This window comes from Psychrobacter pacificensis, assembly GCF_018336615.1.
Lineage (GTDB): Bacteria > Pseudomonadota > Gammaproteobacteria > Pseudomonadales > Moraxellaceae > Psychrobacter > Psychrobacter pacificensis.
The window spans coordinates 336,078-351,410 of record NZ_CP048752.1; the positions used below are offsets into that span (position 1 = coordinate 336,078).

Annotated in this window: 16 protein-coding genes; 7 read left to right on the forward strand and 9 right to left on the reverse strand. The window is 45.1% G+C overall.

The genetic code is table 11. The features are described 5' to 3' along the window. The first annotated feature begins 7 nt into the window (after positions 1–7). Entirely contained in the window at positions 8–307 is a 300-nt protein-coding gene (locus GYK50_RS01485; protein ID WP_212564110.1) for a hypothetical protein, read from the forward strand. A 121-nt stretch (positions 308–428) separates the two neighbouring features. Here the strand turns inward: GYK50_RS01485 and GYK50_RS01490 are convergent, their stop codons facing one another. The 5 genes from GYK50_RS01490 to msrA all read right to left on the reverse strand — a co-directional run bounded on the left by GYK50_RS01490 (position 429) and on the right by msrA (position 4,218). Continuing rightward, on the reverse strand, positions 429–1,889 hold the full coding sequence (locus tag GYK50_RS01490) for a lytic murein transglycosylase (protein ID WP_212564111.1): 1,461 nt from the start codon (positions 1,887–1,889) through the stop codon (positions 429–431). A gap of 225 nt (positions 1,890–2,114) precedes the next feature. Further along, the gene (locus GYK50_RS01495) at positions 2,115–2,663 is read right to left on the reverse strand and encodes a DUF1499 domain-containing protein (RefSeq protein WP_340050292.1); all 549 of its coding nucleotides are present in this window, start codon (positions 2,661–2,663) and stop codon (positions 2,115–2,117) included. Positions 2,664–2,674: 11 nt separating this feature from the next. Beyond that, positions 2,675–2,833 carry a hypothetical protein gene (locus tag GYK50_RS12770; protein ID WP_340050293.1) on the reverse strand — a complete coding sequence of 53 codons (159 nt, stop codon included), beginning with the start codon at positions 2,831–2,833 and terminating at the stop codon, positions 2,675–2,677. A 60-nt stretch (positions 2,834–2,893) separates the two neighbouring features. Next, positions 2,894–3,559, reverse strand: coding sequence for a thiopurine S-methyltransferase (tmpT, locus tag GYK50_RS01500; protein WP_212564112.1), 666 nt, complete (start codon positions 3,557–3,559; stop codon positions 2,894–2,896). Positions 3,560–3,696: 137 nt separating this feature from the next. Beyond that, a complete protein-coding gene (gene msrA, locus GYK50_RS01505; protein WP_212564113.1) occupies positions 3,697–4,218 on the reverse strand; it encodes a peptide-methionine (S)-S-oxide reductase MsrA in 522 nt (173 codons plus the stop codon). 210 nt (positions 4,219–4,428) lie between these two features. Between msrA and cmoA the strand changes: the two genes are divergently transcribed. The 3 genes from cmoA to GYK50_RS01520 are packed head-to-tail and all read left to right on the forward strand — an operon-like array spanning position 4,429 to position 6,690. Beyond that, on the forward strand, positions 4,429–5,214 hold the full coding sequence (cmoA, locus tag GYK50_RS01510; protein WP_212564114.1) for a carboxy-S-adenosyl-L-methionine synthase CmoA: 786 nt from the start codon (positions 4,429–4,431) through the stop codon (positions 5,212–5,214). 50 nt (positions 5,215–5,264) lie between these two features. Then, positions 5,265–6,317 carry a tRNA 5-methoxyuridine(34)/uridine 5-oxyacetic acid(34) synthase CmoB gene (gene cmoB, locus GYK50_RS01515; RefSeq protein WP_071002873.1) on the forward strand — a complete coding sequence of 351 codons (1,053 nt, stop codon included), beginning with the start codon at positions 5,265–5,267 and terminating at the stop codon, positions 6,315–6,317. Then, complete coding sequence (locus GYK50_RS01520; RefSeq protein WP_071002874.1) at positions 6,304–6,690, forward strand: DUF1176 domain-containing protein; 387 nt, start codon at positions 6,304–6,306, stop codon at positions 6,688–6,690. The genes cmoB and GYK50_RS01520 overlap by 14 nt, the downstream gene beginning before the upstream one ends. A gap of 35 nt (positions 6,691–6,725) precedes the next feature. Here the strand turns inward: GYK50_RS01520 and GYK50_RS01525 are convergent, their stop codons facing one another. Beyond that, a complete protein-coding gene (locus tag GYK50_RS01525) occupies positions 6,726–6,944 on the reverse strand; it encodes a DUF2788 domain-containing protein (protein WP_071002875.1) in 219 nt (72 codons plus the stop codon). A 443-nt stretch (positions 6,945–7,387) separates the two neighbouring features. On the opposite strand from GYK50_RS01525, the gene argS reads away from it, so the two are divergent. The 3 genes from argS to GYK50_RS01540 all read left to right on the forward strand — a co-directional run bounded on the left by argS (position 7,388) and on the right by GYK50_RS01540 (position 11,360). Beyond that, complete coding sequence (argS, locus tag GYK50_RS01530; protein ID WP_071002876.1) at positions 7,388–9,217, forward strand: arginine--tRNA ligase; 1,830 nt, start codon at positions 7,388–7,390, stop codon at positions 9,215–9,217. 87 nt (positions 9,218–9,304) lie between these two features. Beyond that, positions 9,305–10,117 (forward strand): SPOR domain-containing protein, encoded by an 813-nt coding sequence (locus GYK50_RS01535; protein ID WP_071002877.1) that lies wholly within the window; start codon positions 9,305–9,307, stop codon positions 10,115–10,117. A gap of 148 nt (positions 10,118–10,265) precedes the next feature. Next, the gene (locus tag GYK50_RS01540) at positions 10,266–11,360 is read left to right on the forward strand and encodes a PTS sugar transporter subunit IIC (protein ID WP_212564115.1); all 1,095 of its coding nucleotides are present in this window, start codon (positions 10,266–10,268) and stop codon (positions 11,358–11,360) included. Positions 11,361–11,453: 93 nt separating this feature from the next. Here the strand turns inward: GYK50_RS01540 and GYK50_RS01545 are convergent, their stop codons facing one another. The 3 genes from GYK50_RS01545 to clpP all read right to left on the reverse strand — a co-directional run bounded on the left by GYK50_RS01545 (position 11,454) and on the right by clpP (position 14,912). Then, on the reverse strand, positions 11,454–12,482 hold the full coding sequence (locus GYK50_RS01545; protein WP_083328923.1) for an SDR family NAD(P)-dependent oxidoreductase: 1,029 nt from the start codon (positions 12,480–12,482) through the stop codon (positions 11,454–11,456). Between the two features lie 342 nt (positions 12,483–12,824). After that, positions 12,825–14,099 carry an ATP-dependent protease ATP-binding subunit ClpX gene (gene clpX / locus GYK50_RS01550; RefSeq protein ID WP_071002879.1) on the reverse strand — a complete coding sequence of 425 codons (1,275 nt, stop codon included), beginning with the start codon at positions 14,097–14,099 and terminating at the stop codon, positions 12,825–12,827. 186 nt (positions 14,100–14,285) lie between these two features. Then, on the reverse strand, positions 14,286–14,912 hold the full coding sequence (gene clpP / locus GYK50_RS01555) for an ATP-dependent Clp endopeptidase proteolytic subunit ClpP (protein ID WP_212564481.1): 627 nt from the start codon (positions 14,910–14,912) through the stop codon (positions 14,286–14,288). Positions 14,913–15,333: the final 421 nt, after the last annotated feature.

The window sequence follows — 15,333 nt, forward strand, 5'->3', positions numbered from 1 at the left end:
GCATACAATGAGCAACGCTAAAAATGACGAGTTATTAAGAGAGCTTGATGGTCTAGAGAAAAACATGCATGACGCTGATCAATTTCATACACTAGAAGAACAAGTGGCAGATATGAAACGTCGCGGCATCGATCCAAGCCAAGCCTACAAAGATTTGGATAGAAAAGCAGAAGATGAAGACTGGGGTGATGCGACTTGGAAAGAAAATGGCAAGTGGGAGCCAAAAACGCCTGCTGATCTAGATGATAACGCTCGTGAAAACTGGGACGGTGACAACGGTAAGCCAAATCCGCCACCTATTGTCTAAATCTTTCTTTAAATATCGATGCGATAGGTGAAGGTCTTCACTAGGCATCAAACCTAAAAAAGCCACGCTAATCATAGCGTGGCTTTTTTAATGATTTACGGTAGGACTATTCGTTATATTATTATGACCCTTCGTCAATGCGAACTAGCTTGATCGTCCCATCGGCACTAGCAACACGGCGATAGCGCGTATTAGTAGAAGTTGAAGGACTTATCGATGGTTGAGAAGAATAGCTATTAGGCGTAGTGGTCTGCTGCTCAATTAGCTGCCCCATACGATCGGCAGGCGCAGGGTTCAAAGGTCGGCTATTTGCTGGCTGACCGTACTTGACTTGACTTGGTGCTGCATTACCAACGATAGCACGATAGAACTTTTGGCCTGCGCGTCCATCTGCTGGGAAAATGCCATGACTGGTCTGATATTGCTGGATAGCCGTGCGCGTGTTGTCCCCAATGATGCCATCAACACCACCAATATCGTACCCTGCATTTAGTAAGGCTTGCTGAATATCTTTTGCTTGTTGACGACTGATACCAGGATCATCTGTTGGCCAAGCGGTGATGAAGTCCGTTTTGCTACTATCTTCACGAGTGATCAAATCTGATAAATGGGCGATCGCCAAAGCATAGTTTTCTGACGCATTATACGAGTAGAACGTATCAAAGTTTTTACCAACCAAAAACGCAGGACCATCGACACCAGCTGGTAGCAATAAACCCGCACTACTCAAGTCATAAGGCAGCGGACTACCGTTAGCCAGCGTTAGACCTTGATTGCGCCAATGGCTGATAGATTTTTTGTCTTTACGGTTGGAAGCCGCCCAAAATCCATCAGGTAGTTTGACTTCATAACCCCAAGGCTCACCCGTGCGATAACCACGTTTGTCTAAAAAATTTGCAGTAGAGGCGAGCGCATCAGGCACACTATTAACAAGGTCACGACGTCCATCGCCGTCACCGTCTACTGCTAGCTCTAAGAAGGTACTAGGCATAAACTGCGTTTGCCCAAAGGCACCTGCCCATGAGCCTGTCATATCATTGGGCGCGATATCACCATTTTGTACGATTTTTAGGGCATTGGCATACTCACCTTGAAAGTAGCTTTGACGACGATCAAAACAAGACAACGTCGCTAACGATTCAAACAATGGCTTTTTGCCCAGCGTCTGACCAAAGTTAGACTCTACGCCCCACACGCCAAGCACATGCTCCGCTTTTACGCCATAGCGCGATTCGATTTGGCGCAGCGTGTCACGCCACTGGCGCTTGGCACGGATACCATCTTCGACACGCTCTTTGTCTACTAGCGCGGATAGATAATCCCAAACGTCTTTTTGAAACTCTGGCTGATAGTTGAGTGACTGAATGACACTAGGATCAGGCTGGCTTGGACGATAGTTGTTAAAGGTATAGCTACTGACACCGCGAAACTTGCTCGAATTTTTTAGGCCATCCAAGCATTGCTGAAATTCACTATTGGACAGATCTGGAGCGGGCGGCTGAGCTGCTTGGGCAGTGCTCGCAAGGCTAATGCCAACTGCAACACTAAGCAATGACAAGGTAGAAAAAGGATTCAAACGCATGAAAATATCCTATAAACGTTAAGTTGGTTGCTAAGAGACAAAAATCAAAAGGCTAAAAGTGGTATCAAGGTAGAGTAACCAATCCCAATAATAAAGAAAAGGTATCGCAGCACTCAGTTACTATAAGCTGACGTTCGCGTGAGGTTACAAGAGCATTTCATTAGAGACAGAGCCCAGCATTAACTGGTACTTAACTTTAAAAAGACCGTAGCAAGCAAAAAAGACTCAGTTAGCCAGCTCACCGTCTAACGCGTCAATAAAGCCATGAATCCGCGCCGCATTTTTACCCAAGTCGCTGCCACCAATTCGTGATTTGCTGCGTATATCGACTAAACGTTCATTCTCGCTATCCGTGATACGGACGACGATATCGTCTTTAAAACTGAACCAAGCAGTGGTATCCGTCGCTTCTATAATGCCTTTGTCTGCATCAATATTGACTAGCTCCCAGCCCAAGTTTTCAATGGCTTGTGTGCTTGCCGCAACCAATTCAGGTTGCGTTTGGTCATAGCGTAATGTCTGTAATTCAGGATAACCGATACGCTGTTGTTCTGCGGTCTCGATACCATCGTAAGCGACTGGATTGGGTGCATCAGCGCGTAGTGGGGCAATGGCGACAAATGCAGGTGGGTTCACCAAGTCGGTCGAGATATCATGGATGGGCGGTACGTTTTTGGCGGTATTCATCATGCTGAGTGGTATGGCAATGGCAGTGATAGCAAGCACTGCTGAGATTAACGCACTACCAATGCTCGCTGTATTTCGCTTAAACAATAGCTGTATGGCTAATAGTATTGATGCCGCAATACCAGCAAATAAAATACCCCAAATTTAAACCCTGTAAACGCATTCGCTAACTCAATCAAGCCAAACTTATAAAGTGGCCCTGCAAGCGCGACCAGTAAGACAGCAATCAAACTTATCAGATCAACGAATATTTTCATTGCGCTTCTTCCTTGTGATTGAGTACTAACTCATTGCTGCGCAAACCAATTCTTTACTGCTTATTTCAAGAGCCAAATATGCTCTGTGACTTTTAGATTGGGTGCAGACCCTATAGAAGAAGGTTCGCTTGATAGCTCACAGATCTGATAGTGACTGCCATAATATTGCTGCAATTGCTCATGATTGATAGAGAATGGCGGCCCATCTTTTTTGTTTTGATCGTAATTAAGCGTTATTAGCAATTGTGGCGCATTGTCGCTAACTTTACGTATCTGTTCGCTATAGTCGGGACGCATATCAGCTGGCAGAGCAATCAAAGCTGCTTTATCATATATCGCATCGATAGTACCTAGATCTGTAGAGGTCAAAGCAAAGATATCAGCGGCCCAGAGTGTAATATTTCGCTGCTCATCACCATCTACCAGCTGACCTTGGTAGTATTTAATATCTGGATTTTCTACATGCTGAGAGACAATAGGTTGGATATTTTGTTCAGCAAAGAATGCTTGTACGGCTGTCTCAACCAACTCAACGCCCACCACATCATACCCTTGTGCCGCGAGCCAAACCATATCGATAGATTTGCCGCAAAGAGGCACAAAGATACGGCTACCGACTGCTAAATCTAAGTGATCAATATACTCAGTTAATAATGGATTAACAGCTGACTGATTAAATCCGATACGCTTTTCTTGCCAGCGTTTGTGCCAAAATTCGGGATTCATAATTTACGCCTATCTATAGGTATTTGTTGATATCTTTATAATAACGTCTTATTTGAAAATGCTGAACACAATAAAAAGCCAAACACCTATTTTATAAGCATTTGGCTGTTAGCAAGCAGGATTTGTTAATCAATCGTTTAGCTCGTCATATATTGACTAAATTCTTTACGCAGTTTGGCAAGCTTTGGTGGTATGGCAAAATTGCAATAAGCCTGTCCTGGATTTCTGTTAAAGAAGTCTTGATGCGCCTCTTCTGCGCGGTAAAATTCAACAGCAGGGTGTACTTCTGTGACGACATTGATGCCCATATCACGCAGCTTATTAATGGTGCGATCAACCGTTGGTTTTTGATCTTCCTCAGTATAAAAGACCACGCTGCGATACTGACTGCCAACATCATTGCCTTGACGATCCATCGTTGTGGGATCATGCGTGGCAAAAAATACGTCGAGGATGACTTCCAACGGGACGGTCGTCTCATCAAATTCGACTTTGATGACTTCGACGTGTCCAGTGTCACCACCGCATACGGCTTCATAATTGGCTGATACTGCATCGCCGCCCATATAGCCTGAAACGACAGACTGCACGCCTTTTACGGATAAAAAGACAGACTCGGTGCACCAAAAGCAGCCACCGCCTAATACGATTGTTTGCATAATTTTTTCCTATTTTTATAAATATAAAATCATCGTTGTTTGCCTAGGTGTTATCTATCAAACAATATCGTTTAGCTTAGCAGGGCATCTGGTGGCGATAAGTAACAAACAGTAATGTTATAATGGGCTTTTGCTACGTGTGGTATGACCGCAGCGCTAATAAAAACGGTGCGGTTTGCCAATCATTTTATTTGAATAATGAGTGTGACCATGAGCCAGCCAACGCCCGATACTGCCCCAGCCATCCAGCATGATACGCTATTTACCACACCGCTGGACAAAGCGGCGCGTTTTTCTTTTGATGAGCAAGTGGTGGCTTGTTTCCCCGATATGATTCGCCGTAGCGTACCCGGTTATGGTCAGGTATTGGCCATGCTGCCCATATTTGCCCGTCGTCACTGCAAGTATCGTCAGCAGGGCGATAGTGGTCAACGCGTTAGCCGTATTTATGACTTGGGCTGCTCGCTTGGTGCCGCCAGTATGACGCTGGCTGGTGAGTTTGACCCGCAAGACTTGCAGATTAAGGCGATTGATATCTCCCCCGCGATGACGTCCGAAGCCACGACGTTATTGAGTGACAATTATCCTGAGCACGATATCGAAGTCATTACTGCAGACATTCGCGACGTTGAGCTTGAGCCATGCGACATGGTGATTTTAAACCTAACGCTACAGTTTTTACCAGCAGCCGATAGAGTCGCAGTATTAGAAAAAATCTATGCGGCCTTGAGCGAAGGCGGCATACTGGTATTAACCGAAAAAACTCATGCCTTTGATGAGCAGTATGATGCGTGGTTGGTTGAGCGTTATTATGACTTTAAGCGTGCCAATGGCTATACCGAAATGGAAATCAGTGGCAAGCGTAATGCATTAGAAAACGTGCTGATTACCGATACGCTAGATGAGCATCATGCACGGTTAGATCAGGTTGGCTTTAAACGTCATCTGACGTGGTTTCAGTTTTTAAATTTTGTCTCTATTGTGGCGTTTAAATAATCCTTACTTTTAACACAGTTATTTCTTCATCATTACGGTAATCTGCTTCTATGCTAAACGACACAATTACGCACGCCGAACGCGAACTATATTTAACCCTATTAGAGCTGGCTCAGCAGCAGCCGAGCGCTTATGAGTGGCTGACGCGACTGCCAACATGGTTAAATGACATCAAGGACAAAGCTAACTACGCACATGCGCCTGCTTATCAAGCGTCAGTCGCTCGTTTACCACAATTGGCTGTCAATCACGTCGATCTCAACAGCGATATATTGACGATTGAGGCAAGTCTAAATGAGTCTCAGCGCAAACAAACAACGGCGTTATTAAAGCAGTTGATGCCGTGGCGTAAAGGCCCATTTCAGATTGGCGGTCAAATCGGCGATGATGAGTCAGGTATTAAGATCGATACCGAGTGGCATAGTGATTGGAAATGGCAACGTGTTGCGCCGCATTTAAGTAGGCTTGATGGTCGGCGTGTATTGGATGTGGGCGGAGGTTCTGGCTATCACGGTTGGCGTATGGCAGGGGCTGGCGCGGACACGGTCATTATTATTGATCCGTCATGCTTGTTTTACCATCAGTTTATGGCGATTCGTCATTTTGTCGGTAGCGCGGATGCCCATACTCATAATACAGGCCGTTACCGTACGCATTATATTCCTGTGCCGCTCGAGGCCTTGCCAGAGCATAGCCAACTGTTTGACACCGTATTTAGCATGGGTGTGCTCTATCATCGCCAGTCACCGTTCGAGCATTTACAACAGTTGAAAGGGCAGTTGGTCAAAGGCGGTGAGCTAGTGCTTGAGACGTTAGTTATCGAAGGCGATGCCAATACAGTCCTAGTACCGCACGACCGCTACGCGCAGATGAATAACGTGTATTTTTTACCATCGGTCGCCGCATTGATAGGTTGGCTAGAAAAAGCAGGTTTCTCAGAAGTGCGTTGTGTCGATGTGGCTGTCACCTCAATGAAGGAACAACGAAAAACCGAATGGATGACCTATCATTCGTTAGCAGACTTCTTAGATCCTAATGACTCAACTAAGACCATCGAAGGATATCCTGCACCCATGCGTGCGACTTTGATTGCGAAAAAGTAGCAAGACTTTTATTGTAGCTACCATCAGCTTGCTATCGCTACCTGCTCTCGCAGGATACGGGACACCATCCAAAGATTCAGGTTTTGTACAAGACGACTGGCAAGTGGTTTGTGATAATACGCGTACTTGCCGAGTGGCAGGCTACTCAAGTGACGCCTCAATAGATAAGCCTGTTTCAGTGCTATTCACCGTATCGCCAAAAGTAGCGCTGCCAAAGGCACAAATTCAGTTGGCATCAAAAGTATCCAAAGATAAGGCTGAGCTGTGGTTAAATAATAAAAACTATGGGACATTGCAGCCCGCTGGAAGTGACGCTGCATTATATGATCTATCTGCTAAGCAAACACAAGCAATTATCGATAAGGCTCGATAAGAAATATTTGGGATTTAATGACGAAAAATGACTGATTATATCAGCCATTTTTTGAAAGCGACTTCCATGACTATTTTAAGGATGAAACCAACAGAGCCTGCGCCAAGGGCCAAAAAGATCCAAAAGGTACCTGCGCGCCCAGCATCAGAAGTTTTAGAGATATCCCACATGATAAAGAATAAGAAAGCGATGAATATCGGCAGTAAGACGTACAAGCCCCAACTGGTGACCGTACTGGCAGCAATAGCAAACATAGCGTAATCCTATAGGGTAATAACGCGTCTTCTATGGCGTAAAAGCGTCATAGAAGCGCAATATAAACCATCATTATAACGTGTAAGCGGTTGGGTATAAACGACTGCCCAGTATCGGGCAACAGGAACGCTACAATTGACAAAGTCATTCGCTCATTGATTTTATATTATTTATACCAGATTTATTTTACTAAGCATCAGCAAACGAGCGAACAAAATTTATATTAATCCCAATTATCAATATTAGTTGTCATAACGGTAAGATTTTAGGGCTAATTTTGGCGCAAATGGTGCAATAAAGCGCAAAGATTGTTATATTTACAGATTACTTATCTTTTTGCATTATTTTATCCCTGCAATGTCGGTCGGCACTATAATAAGCAGTTATCGACTGCTCGCATTCGCACCGTTTTTGTTGTTTATTTAATTGAGTTCAAATCCCTATGTCACAAGCCCAAATTGATACGCTTGCATCCCTATTCAATGATGCCATTCAAACCCTACAAGCAGATGGTACGCTACCAAGCGACTGGCAGAACAACAGCCAAATCACGCGTACGAAAGATTTAAGCCACGGTGATTTTGCCAGCAATATCGCACTGACGGCGGCCAAAGCGGCCAAGGCCAATCCACGCCAACTTGCCGAAAAAATCGTCAATGCACTCCCTGAGAATCAAGACATTCGCCAAGTAGAAATCGCCGGTCCTGGGTTTATCAACGTATTTTTAAACTCAGAGGCTAAGTTTGCGGTATTGGACGATATTTTTACTCAGCAAGATCGTTTTGGTCTGAGTAATCAGTTTGATGGTCAAAAGGTACAAGTCGAGTTTGTCTCTGCCAATCCGACCTCAAGCCTGCATGTCGGTCACGGACGCGGTGCAGCGTTTGGTATGAGCGTATCAAACTTACTAGAAGCCATCGGTTACGACGTCACTCGCGAGTATTATGTCAATGATGCGGGTCGTCAGATGGATATTTTGGCGACCAGTACCTATTTGCGTTATTTGGCGCTAAATGGTGAGCAAATCACGTTCCCAATCAACGGCTACCAAGGCGATTATGTCAGTGATATCGCACAGACATTAAAAACGCAGCATGGTGACAGCTACGTTCATCGTTTTGCCGATGTTGCCAAAGACGTACCAGAAGACGCAAAGTTTGAGATCAATGCGGATGGCGAAAAAACGCTCATTTCAGGTGACAAAGAAGCGCATATTGATGGCTTGATTGCGGGTAGCAAAGCCTTGCTTGGTGACAGCTATGCGCTGTTTTTAAATGCCGCCTTGAGCAGTATTTTGGCCGATATCAAAGACGATTTGAATGACTTTGGTGTGAGCTACGAGTGCTGGTTCAGTGAAAGATCGATTGATAGCGAGATTGAGCCTGTCCTACAAATACTCGATGACAAAGGTTACTTGTACGAAAAAGACGGCAACATCTGGTTCAAATCGACCGATTTTGGTGATGAAAAAGACCGCGTGGTTCGCCGTGCTAATGGTCAGTCGACGTATTTTGCCTCGGATATTGCTTATCATAAAAACAAGTTTGATCGCGGTTTTGACAAAGTGATTAACGTTTGGGGCGCCGACCACCATGGTTATGTGCCACGCGTAAAAGCGGCGCTGCTCGCGTTGGGGATTGATGCTGAACGTCTTGATGTCGTGCTCGTACAGTTTGTGGCATTGTGGCGCGGCAGTGAAAAAGTACAAATGTCTTCACGCTCAGGTCAGTTCGTTACTTTGCGTGATTTACGTGCAGAAGTCGGCAATGATGCGGCGCGTTTTTACTATGTCGCGCGTAAGCCTGAAGTACACATTGACTTTGATTTAGAGCTTGCCAAATCACAAAGCAAAGACAATCAAGTGTATTATATTCAGTATGCGCATGCGCGCGTTTGCCGTGTATTAGAAAAACTGGCAACCTACGATTTGGCAGTAGATGATGCTGTTGGTTTGGCACATCAAGATTTGCTTAATGCGCCCAATGAAGACGAGTTGATTAAACTGTTAGCTGGTTATCCAGCGACACTATTACGTGCAGCGACTGGCTACGAGCCGCATGTCTTGACTAACTACTTAAAAGAGCTTGCTGCATTGTTCCATGGTTGGTATGACACCAATCGCATTTTGCCTGTCAGTCTCACGACAGGTGAAACACCAAGCTCAGATGAGATGGCATTGATGCAAGCACGTTTGCGCTTGTCCAAAGCAGTTAGACAGGTCTTGGCGAACGGCCTTGGTCTGCTTGGTTTGTCAGCACCTTCTGCTATGTAGTCATTTTCTAACATGTGACATGAGTATAGACAGCCAATAGCATTAATTCGATGATGACCGTTAAATTCAGTAGGGAGAACGAGATCCATGCTAGCCAAAAAACCGAAAGGCGCAACAGAAAAGCGCAAATCAAGTAGCGTATCGGGCTTATTGTGGATGTTTGTTGGGGCGGTATTGACCCTTATGATCGGGGTATTTATCTACCTTTCACCATTATTCAACTTTAGTCCCGCTGATGGTAGCGCCGAGAACGATCCTGACAGGCAGGTGCAGCCGCGCGTAGATACTGATACCGATAATGGCGATTATGAATTCTACGATATTTTGCCCAATCAAGAGATGGCAACCATTCCTGATGAAGATATCGCTGAGATTGATAACGATCAGATAGGAGATATTGGCGCGTTTGAGCCGGATGTCGTCGTGACCCAGCCGGATAGTACGGCAGCTAATGGTATAGATAATGCTGGTAGCTTTGGTAATGTGGAAAGTCCTGCAGGCGAGACCAGTGGCGGTAGTAATACTGCTGCGGGCGACGATATTGTTGTTGTTGAAGAGGACGCAACTTATGATGGCACGCCACCTGCTAACACCAGCAACTCTGCGACCCGTAACAACAATGCAGGAGCAGGTACGGCAAGTATTCAAGCGGCCAAACCTGCTGCGACCTATATTTTGCAGATCAATAGCTTTAGTGATGCAGATGAAGCAGATCGTCGCCGCGCCCAAGTATTGATGGCAGGCGTGGATGCCAGAGTAGTCAAAAATACGACAGGTAATGGCTTACCTATCTATCAGGTAATCTCGCGTCCGTTAAGTAACCGTCAGGCAGTGACAACAGCACAGCAGCGCCTACAAAATAACGGTATTGACTCTATTATCGTTGAACAGCGTCGTTAGTCCAAGCGCTATATATAATAATCGGTATATATAAGAAGTATTTGTGATCATAAAAAAGCGTCGTCATGACGCTTTTTTTATCTCTTTAATTTATTAAGCACTCTATTATCTTTTCTCCTTAATCAAAATATTCATAAAGAGTATGGTTATGACAGCATCTCCCTCAGCAGTACCGCAAGCAGGCGTTATCAAAGCATTCTTTCAAAAGTACTTTATCAATGCCTTTACGGGCATGGCGTTAGGGCTATTTGTCACACTAATTGCTGGCTTGATTATCTCGCAAATCGGTGGCTGGTTGAATTTGCCCGCATTAATCGCCGTGGGTAAGCTTGCGTCAATATTGATGGGGGCGGGCATTGGGGTAGGTATCGCTTATTATTTAAAAGCGCCAACACTCGTGATGCTTAGCTGCCTTGTAGCAGGTATGTTGGGTGCGCATTCTGAAGCACTAATGGCAGGAACGCTATTCATACCACAAGAGGGTGGCCCTGCGACCTTTGTAGCACTGCCAGGCAACCCAATCGGCGCTTATCTGACGTCTGTATTCGCTTATCGCGCTGGTACGTGGATCGCAGGCAAGACCAAGCTCGATATTTTATTAGTGCCCTTAGCAGTGTGTGGTATCGCGCTATTGGTCTGTGCGCTGCTCAATCCGCCTGTTGTTGCGGCAGTTAATGCGATTGGGCAAGGGATTCACGCGGCAACTGAGCTACAGCCATTGCTGATGGGTATCGTGATTGCAGTCGTCGTTGGTATCTTATTGACGCTACCGACATCGAGCGCTGCCATTTGTATTGCGATTGGCCTTGGGGGTTTGGCGGGCGGTGCCGCAGTTGTTGGCTGTGCCGCGCATATGATTGGTTTTGCCGTGGCCAGTTTTAAGGATAATGGATTTAGTGGCGTGATATCTCAAGGATTGGGAACCAGCATGCTGCAAATCCCTAATGTGCTAAAAAAACCTATCGTTTTGCTGCCTGCCGTTATTGCGAGCGCGATCGTTGGCCCTATCGCGACTGTCGGATTTGGCTTGGCTTGTACGGCGACAGGGGCGGGCATGGGTACCGCTGGTCTGGTTGGTGTGTTCGGCGTTATTGAAGCATCACAAGAAATCATGAGTACGACCCAATTATGGACAGCGATTGTCCTTCTGATGTTTGTATTGCCTGCAGTGATTGCAGGTTTGGTCGCTTACATCATGCGCCGTATGGGCTGGCTAGTCGCTGGTGATATGAAGCTGCCCTAAAAACGGTTAAAAATTTGTATTCGTGACCATACAACAAAAAAGCCCTGCTGTTCAAAAACAGTAGGGCTTTTTTATTTAAGGAGCGTCAGTTAGTTATGGTGCGGTACTTGTTTTATCACTACGCTTGTTATTGCGTCTTGGTTTTAGTTTACGCGATAACTGAGTGATGTCGTTTATAACTTCACTATAATGTGATGGGAATACCCGCTGAATGGCATCAACCATTTTGGCATCATTCCCAATTAAGCAGCGCTGCTGATTGGTCGCAGCGGCATGTAAAATAATCCAAGCTGCTTCGCTGGCATCAAATTTCAACAGTTTATTAAAGCTTTTAATGGCTTTATCACCAGTAGGCATACCGACCGTACTGGTACTATCATTGCCACGTGCGCTATTGGCAATATTGGTTTTGATACCGCCTGGATGGATACAGGTCGCTGATACACCGCAATTCTGAATGTTAAGCTCTTGACGCAGGCTTTCTGTAAAGCCGCGTACCGCAAACTTACTGGCATTATAAGCAGAATATGAAGGCTGAGCGGTCAAACCAAACAAGCTGGAGATATTGATCACATGACCATGTTCTTTAAACTGGCGGGGTTGATCGTTTTGATTATCACTCGTCACCTCGCTTTGTTTGACACTGTTTTTGATGAGTGGCAAAAACGCTTTGGTGCCATAAACCACGCCCCAAAAATTGATATCCATCACCCATTCAAGCTCCTCAATACTAGCGCCCTCTATCGTCGAAGAGAAGGCCACGCCTGCATTGTTAAAGATGAAATTGACTTTGCCATGGTCGCGCATCACGCTATCCGCCCACGCTTGCATAGCGTCATTGTCTGATACATCAAGTACAGTCATGGTGACCTTAACATCATAACCAACCAGCATCTCTTTGGTTCGTGTCAGTTGTTCTACATTGATGTCTGATAGCGCCACATGACAGCCCATTTTTGCTAAGTGAAGCGCAAGCTCGCGTCCCATCCCAGAACCTGCGCCAGTAATGGCGGCGACATGATTTTGGTAATAAGGTGCAATATCATTATCTTGTTCGCTGGGTGTATAAAAGGGCAGGTGCTGGCGTAATGAGGACGCCATCGTGGTTATATTGTTAAGCATAATAAACAGTCCTTTGTATTATTAAGAGTGAGTATTCATAGGTGCCATAGACGTTGGAAAACAGCAGTAGAATAAAAGTCGCAATAGACTATCTACATTAGCATGATTAATCATGAGGTCTACTTGCGATTGATAAATACTGCTATCATTTTGTAATGAGGAGCGTCAATTATCTCTAAAGCACTATACTGTTAAGTGTTCTTGGAATATAAAGGTTAATCAAATTTTTGATAAATAATTTAGGCGATCGATAGACATAAAAAAGCGCCGTGGCTTATAAGGCCAGACGCTTTTTTTGAATACCTCATTACTAATAATGAGCCATCTAAGTCGCATTATGCATTAAGCAATTTTAGGTATTTTACCTTCATTGATGACTTCTGCATCAACCATCACGGTCTTGGCATTTTCCATAGAAGGTAGCTCATACATGGTCTCAAGCAGGGCGTTTTCTACGATAGAACGTAGACCGCGCGCGCCAGTTTTACGCTCCATTGCTTTTTTGGCGATGGCATCAAGTGCTTCATCTGTAAAGCTGATCTCAGCACCTTCCATATCGAACAAGTACTTGTACTGTTTGACCAGTGCGTTCTTAGGTTCGGTAAGGATTTGGACTAAGGCTTCTTCATCAAGCTCTTTGAGCGCTGCAAGCACAGGCAGACGACCGATGAGCTCAGGAATCAAACCAAACTTGATCAAATCTTCTGGCTCAACTTCTTGTAGCAAGTCTGAGCTACGACGGCTGTCGTCTTTTGAGCTAACATCTGCGTTAAAGCCGATACCACCTTTTTCGGTACGTTGCTGAATGACTTTATCAAGTCCTGCAAACGCGCCGCCGACGATGATTAGGATGTTACTGGTATCGACTTGGATCAGCTCTTGCTGTGGATGCTTACGACCACCGTGCGGCGGAATCGCAGCAACGGTGCCTTCGATCAGCTTTAGCAGCGCTTGCTGCACGCCTTCGCCCGATACATCACGGGTAATCGATGGGTTATCACCTTTTTTGCTAATTTTGTCGATTTCATCAATATAGATGATGCCTTGTTCCGCTTTGGCCACATCGTAGTCAGACGCTTGTAGTAGCTTTTGCACGATGTTCTCAACGTCTTCACCGACATACCCTGCTTCGGTCAAGGTGGTGGCATCGGCCATTGCAAATGGCACATCAAGCAGACGAGCCAAGGTTTGCGCCAGCAAGGTCTTACCAGAACCCGTTGGGCCAATCAGCAAAATGTTACTTTTTGCCAATTCTACCATCGCGTCATCAGCACCGATTTTGGCTTTTTTGCTGTTATTGGCAAGTGTCTGGCTGACTTTTAGACGTTTGTAATGGTTATATACCGCGACCGATAACGCTTTTTTGGCAGCGTCCTGACCGATGACATACTCATCAAGCTTGGCACGCAGCTCTTTTGGGGTAGGTAGCTTTTTGTTGACCCATGAGGTATCTACGTCGCTGTCGTCATCGCTGTGTTCTGCACTGTCTGCGATTAGATCAGTACATAGCTCGATACATTCATTGCAGATATTGGCGTCATCAGCAGCAATCAGCTGCTGTACATCACTTTTGGCTTTACCACAAAACGAACAATGCGGGGTGTTATCTTCTGCCATAAAAGGCGCTCCTAAAGTTTAAAACTGGTTAGTCTATTTGCGACATATCGATGGTTGTATTGGTTGAACGCTCATACCTGCTTACGATCTATCAGGTATGAGCGGCATATTGATTTACCATACAAACAGACTATAACTATTCTTATGATGGCGCACTCGTTTGAGAGGCGTAGCGCTTATTTGAGATTACAAAGATTCAGGACGGCGCTCTAATACTTCATCAACCAAACCGTACTCTTTGGCTTCCTCAGCATCTAACCAAAAATCGCGCTCGACGTCTTTTTCGATTTTTTCGAGTGGCTGGCCGGTGCGCTCAGCCAAAATGCGGTTTAGGCGATCACGGATTTTGAGGATTTCACGAGCATTAATCTCGATATCAGTCGCTTGGCCTTGCGCGCCGCCTGATGGCTGGTGAATCATCACGCGAGCATTGGCGAGTGAGTAGCGCTTACCTTTTTGACCCGCGGCCAACAAGAATGAGCCCATGCTATAAGCACCGCCCATACAGATGGTGGATACTTCAGGTTTGATAAAGTTCATGGTATCAAAGATTGCCAAGCCTGCACTTACTGAGCCACCTGGTGAATTGATATACAAATGAATGTCTTTGTCAGGGTTTTCAGCTTCTAGAAATAGCAGCTGTGCGACGATTAGATTGGCCATATGGTCTTCGACTTGGCCTGTCAAAAAGATCACACGCTCACGCAATAGGCGTGAAAAAATATCAAACGAGCGTTCACCGCGTGAAGACTGCTCAACCACCATTGGTACTAGCGCCGCTTGGGTGGTTTGTACTTCTTTGTGAGCGCTCATTAGCATATCAAAATGTGGGTTAGCAGTGATGCGTTCATAATCTGTCATAGAAAAGTCCTATCGATAAAGGGATAAAATAAAAAACAGTTAAAATGGTTTTATTGTCTGGTATGTTTTGTGCTAATGGGTAGTTTATAGGGGGACTACGCCCACTATTCAAGCCTATAAAACCCGTTTGTACATAAAATAGGTGAAAAAGTGAGTCCGCTATATTTTTATATATAAGTTGAAAGAATATCCAAAAAAGGCAGATTCTATCTGCAAATCAGGCGTATCCCACAGAAACTTACCCCGATATGGATATCATAGAGCAGTGTCTCACCATACTTTTAACATAGAATACCTGATTAACTGCCTTGCAATCTACCTATCTTACTATTCAATTGTGCAAATGTGGGTTGTCAAAAGAATCCTTAAGCGC

Bases quoted from the DNA above. Each gene is read 5' to 3' on its own strand.
- GYK50_RS01485 (WP_212564110.1), top strand. From the start codon at position 8: ATGAGCAACGCTAAAAATGACGAGTTATTAAGAGAGCTTGATGGTCTA.
- GYK50_RS01490 (WP_212564111.1), bottom strand. From the start codon at position 1,889: ATGCGTTTGAATCCTTTTTCTACCTTGTCATTGCTTAGTGTTGCAGTT.
- GYK50_RS12770 (WP_340050293.1), bottom strand. From the start codon at position 2,833: ATGAAAATATTCGTTGATCTGATAAGTTTGATTGCTGTCTTACTGGTC.
- tmpT (WP_212564112.1), bottom strand. From the start codon at position 3,559: ATGAATCCCGAATTTTGGCACAAACGCTGGCAAGAAAAGCGTATCGGA.
- msrA (WP_212564113.1), bottom strand. From the start codon at position 4,218: ATGCAAACAATCGTATTAGGCGGTGGCTGCTTTTGGTGCACCGAGTCT.
- cmoA (WP_212564114.1), top strand. From the start codon at position 4,429: ATGAGCCAGCCAACGCCCGATACTGCCCCAGCCATCCAGCATGATACG.
- cmoB (WP_071002873.1), top strand. From the start codon at position 5,265: ATGCTAAACGACACAATTACGCACGCCGAACGCGAACTATATTTAACC.
- GYK50_RS01525 (WP_071002875.1), bottom strand. From the start codon at position 6,944: ATGTTTGCTATTGCTGCCAGTACGGTCACCAGTTGGGGCTTGTACGTC.
- argS (WP_071002876.1), top strand. From the start codon at position 7,388: ATGTCACAAGCCCAAATTGATACGCTTGCATCCCTATTCAATGATGCC.
- GYK50_RS01535 (WP_071002877.1), top strand. From the start codon at position 9,305: ATGCTAGCCAAAAAACCGAAAGGCGCAACAGAAAAGCGCAAATCAAGT.
- GYK50_RS01540 (WP_212564115.1), top strand. From the start codon at position 10,266: ATGACAGCATCTCCCTCAGCAGTACCGCAAGCAGGCGTTATCAAAGCA.
- GYK50_RS01545 (WP_083328923.1), bottom strand. From the start codon at position 12,482: ATGCTTAACAATATAACCACGATGGCGTCCTCATTACGCCAGCACCTG.
- clpX (WP_071002879.1), bottom strand. From the start codon at position 14,099: ATGGCAGAAGATAACACCCCGCATTGTTCGTTTTGTGGTAAAGCCAAA.
- clpP (WP_212564481.1), bottom strand. From the start codon at position 14,912: ATGAGCGCTCACAAAGAAGTACAAACCACCCAAGCGGCGCTAGTACCA.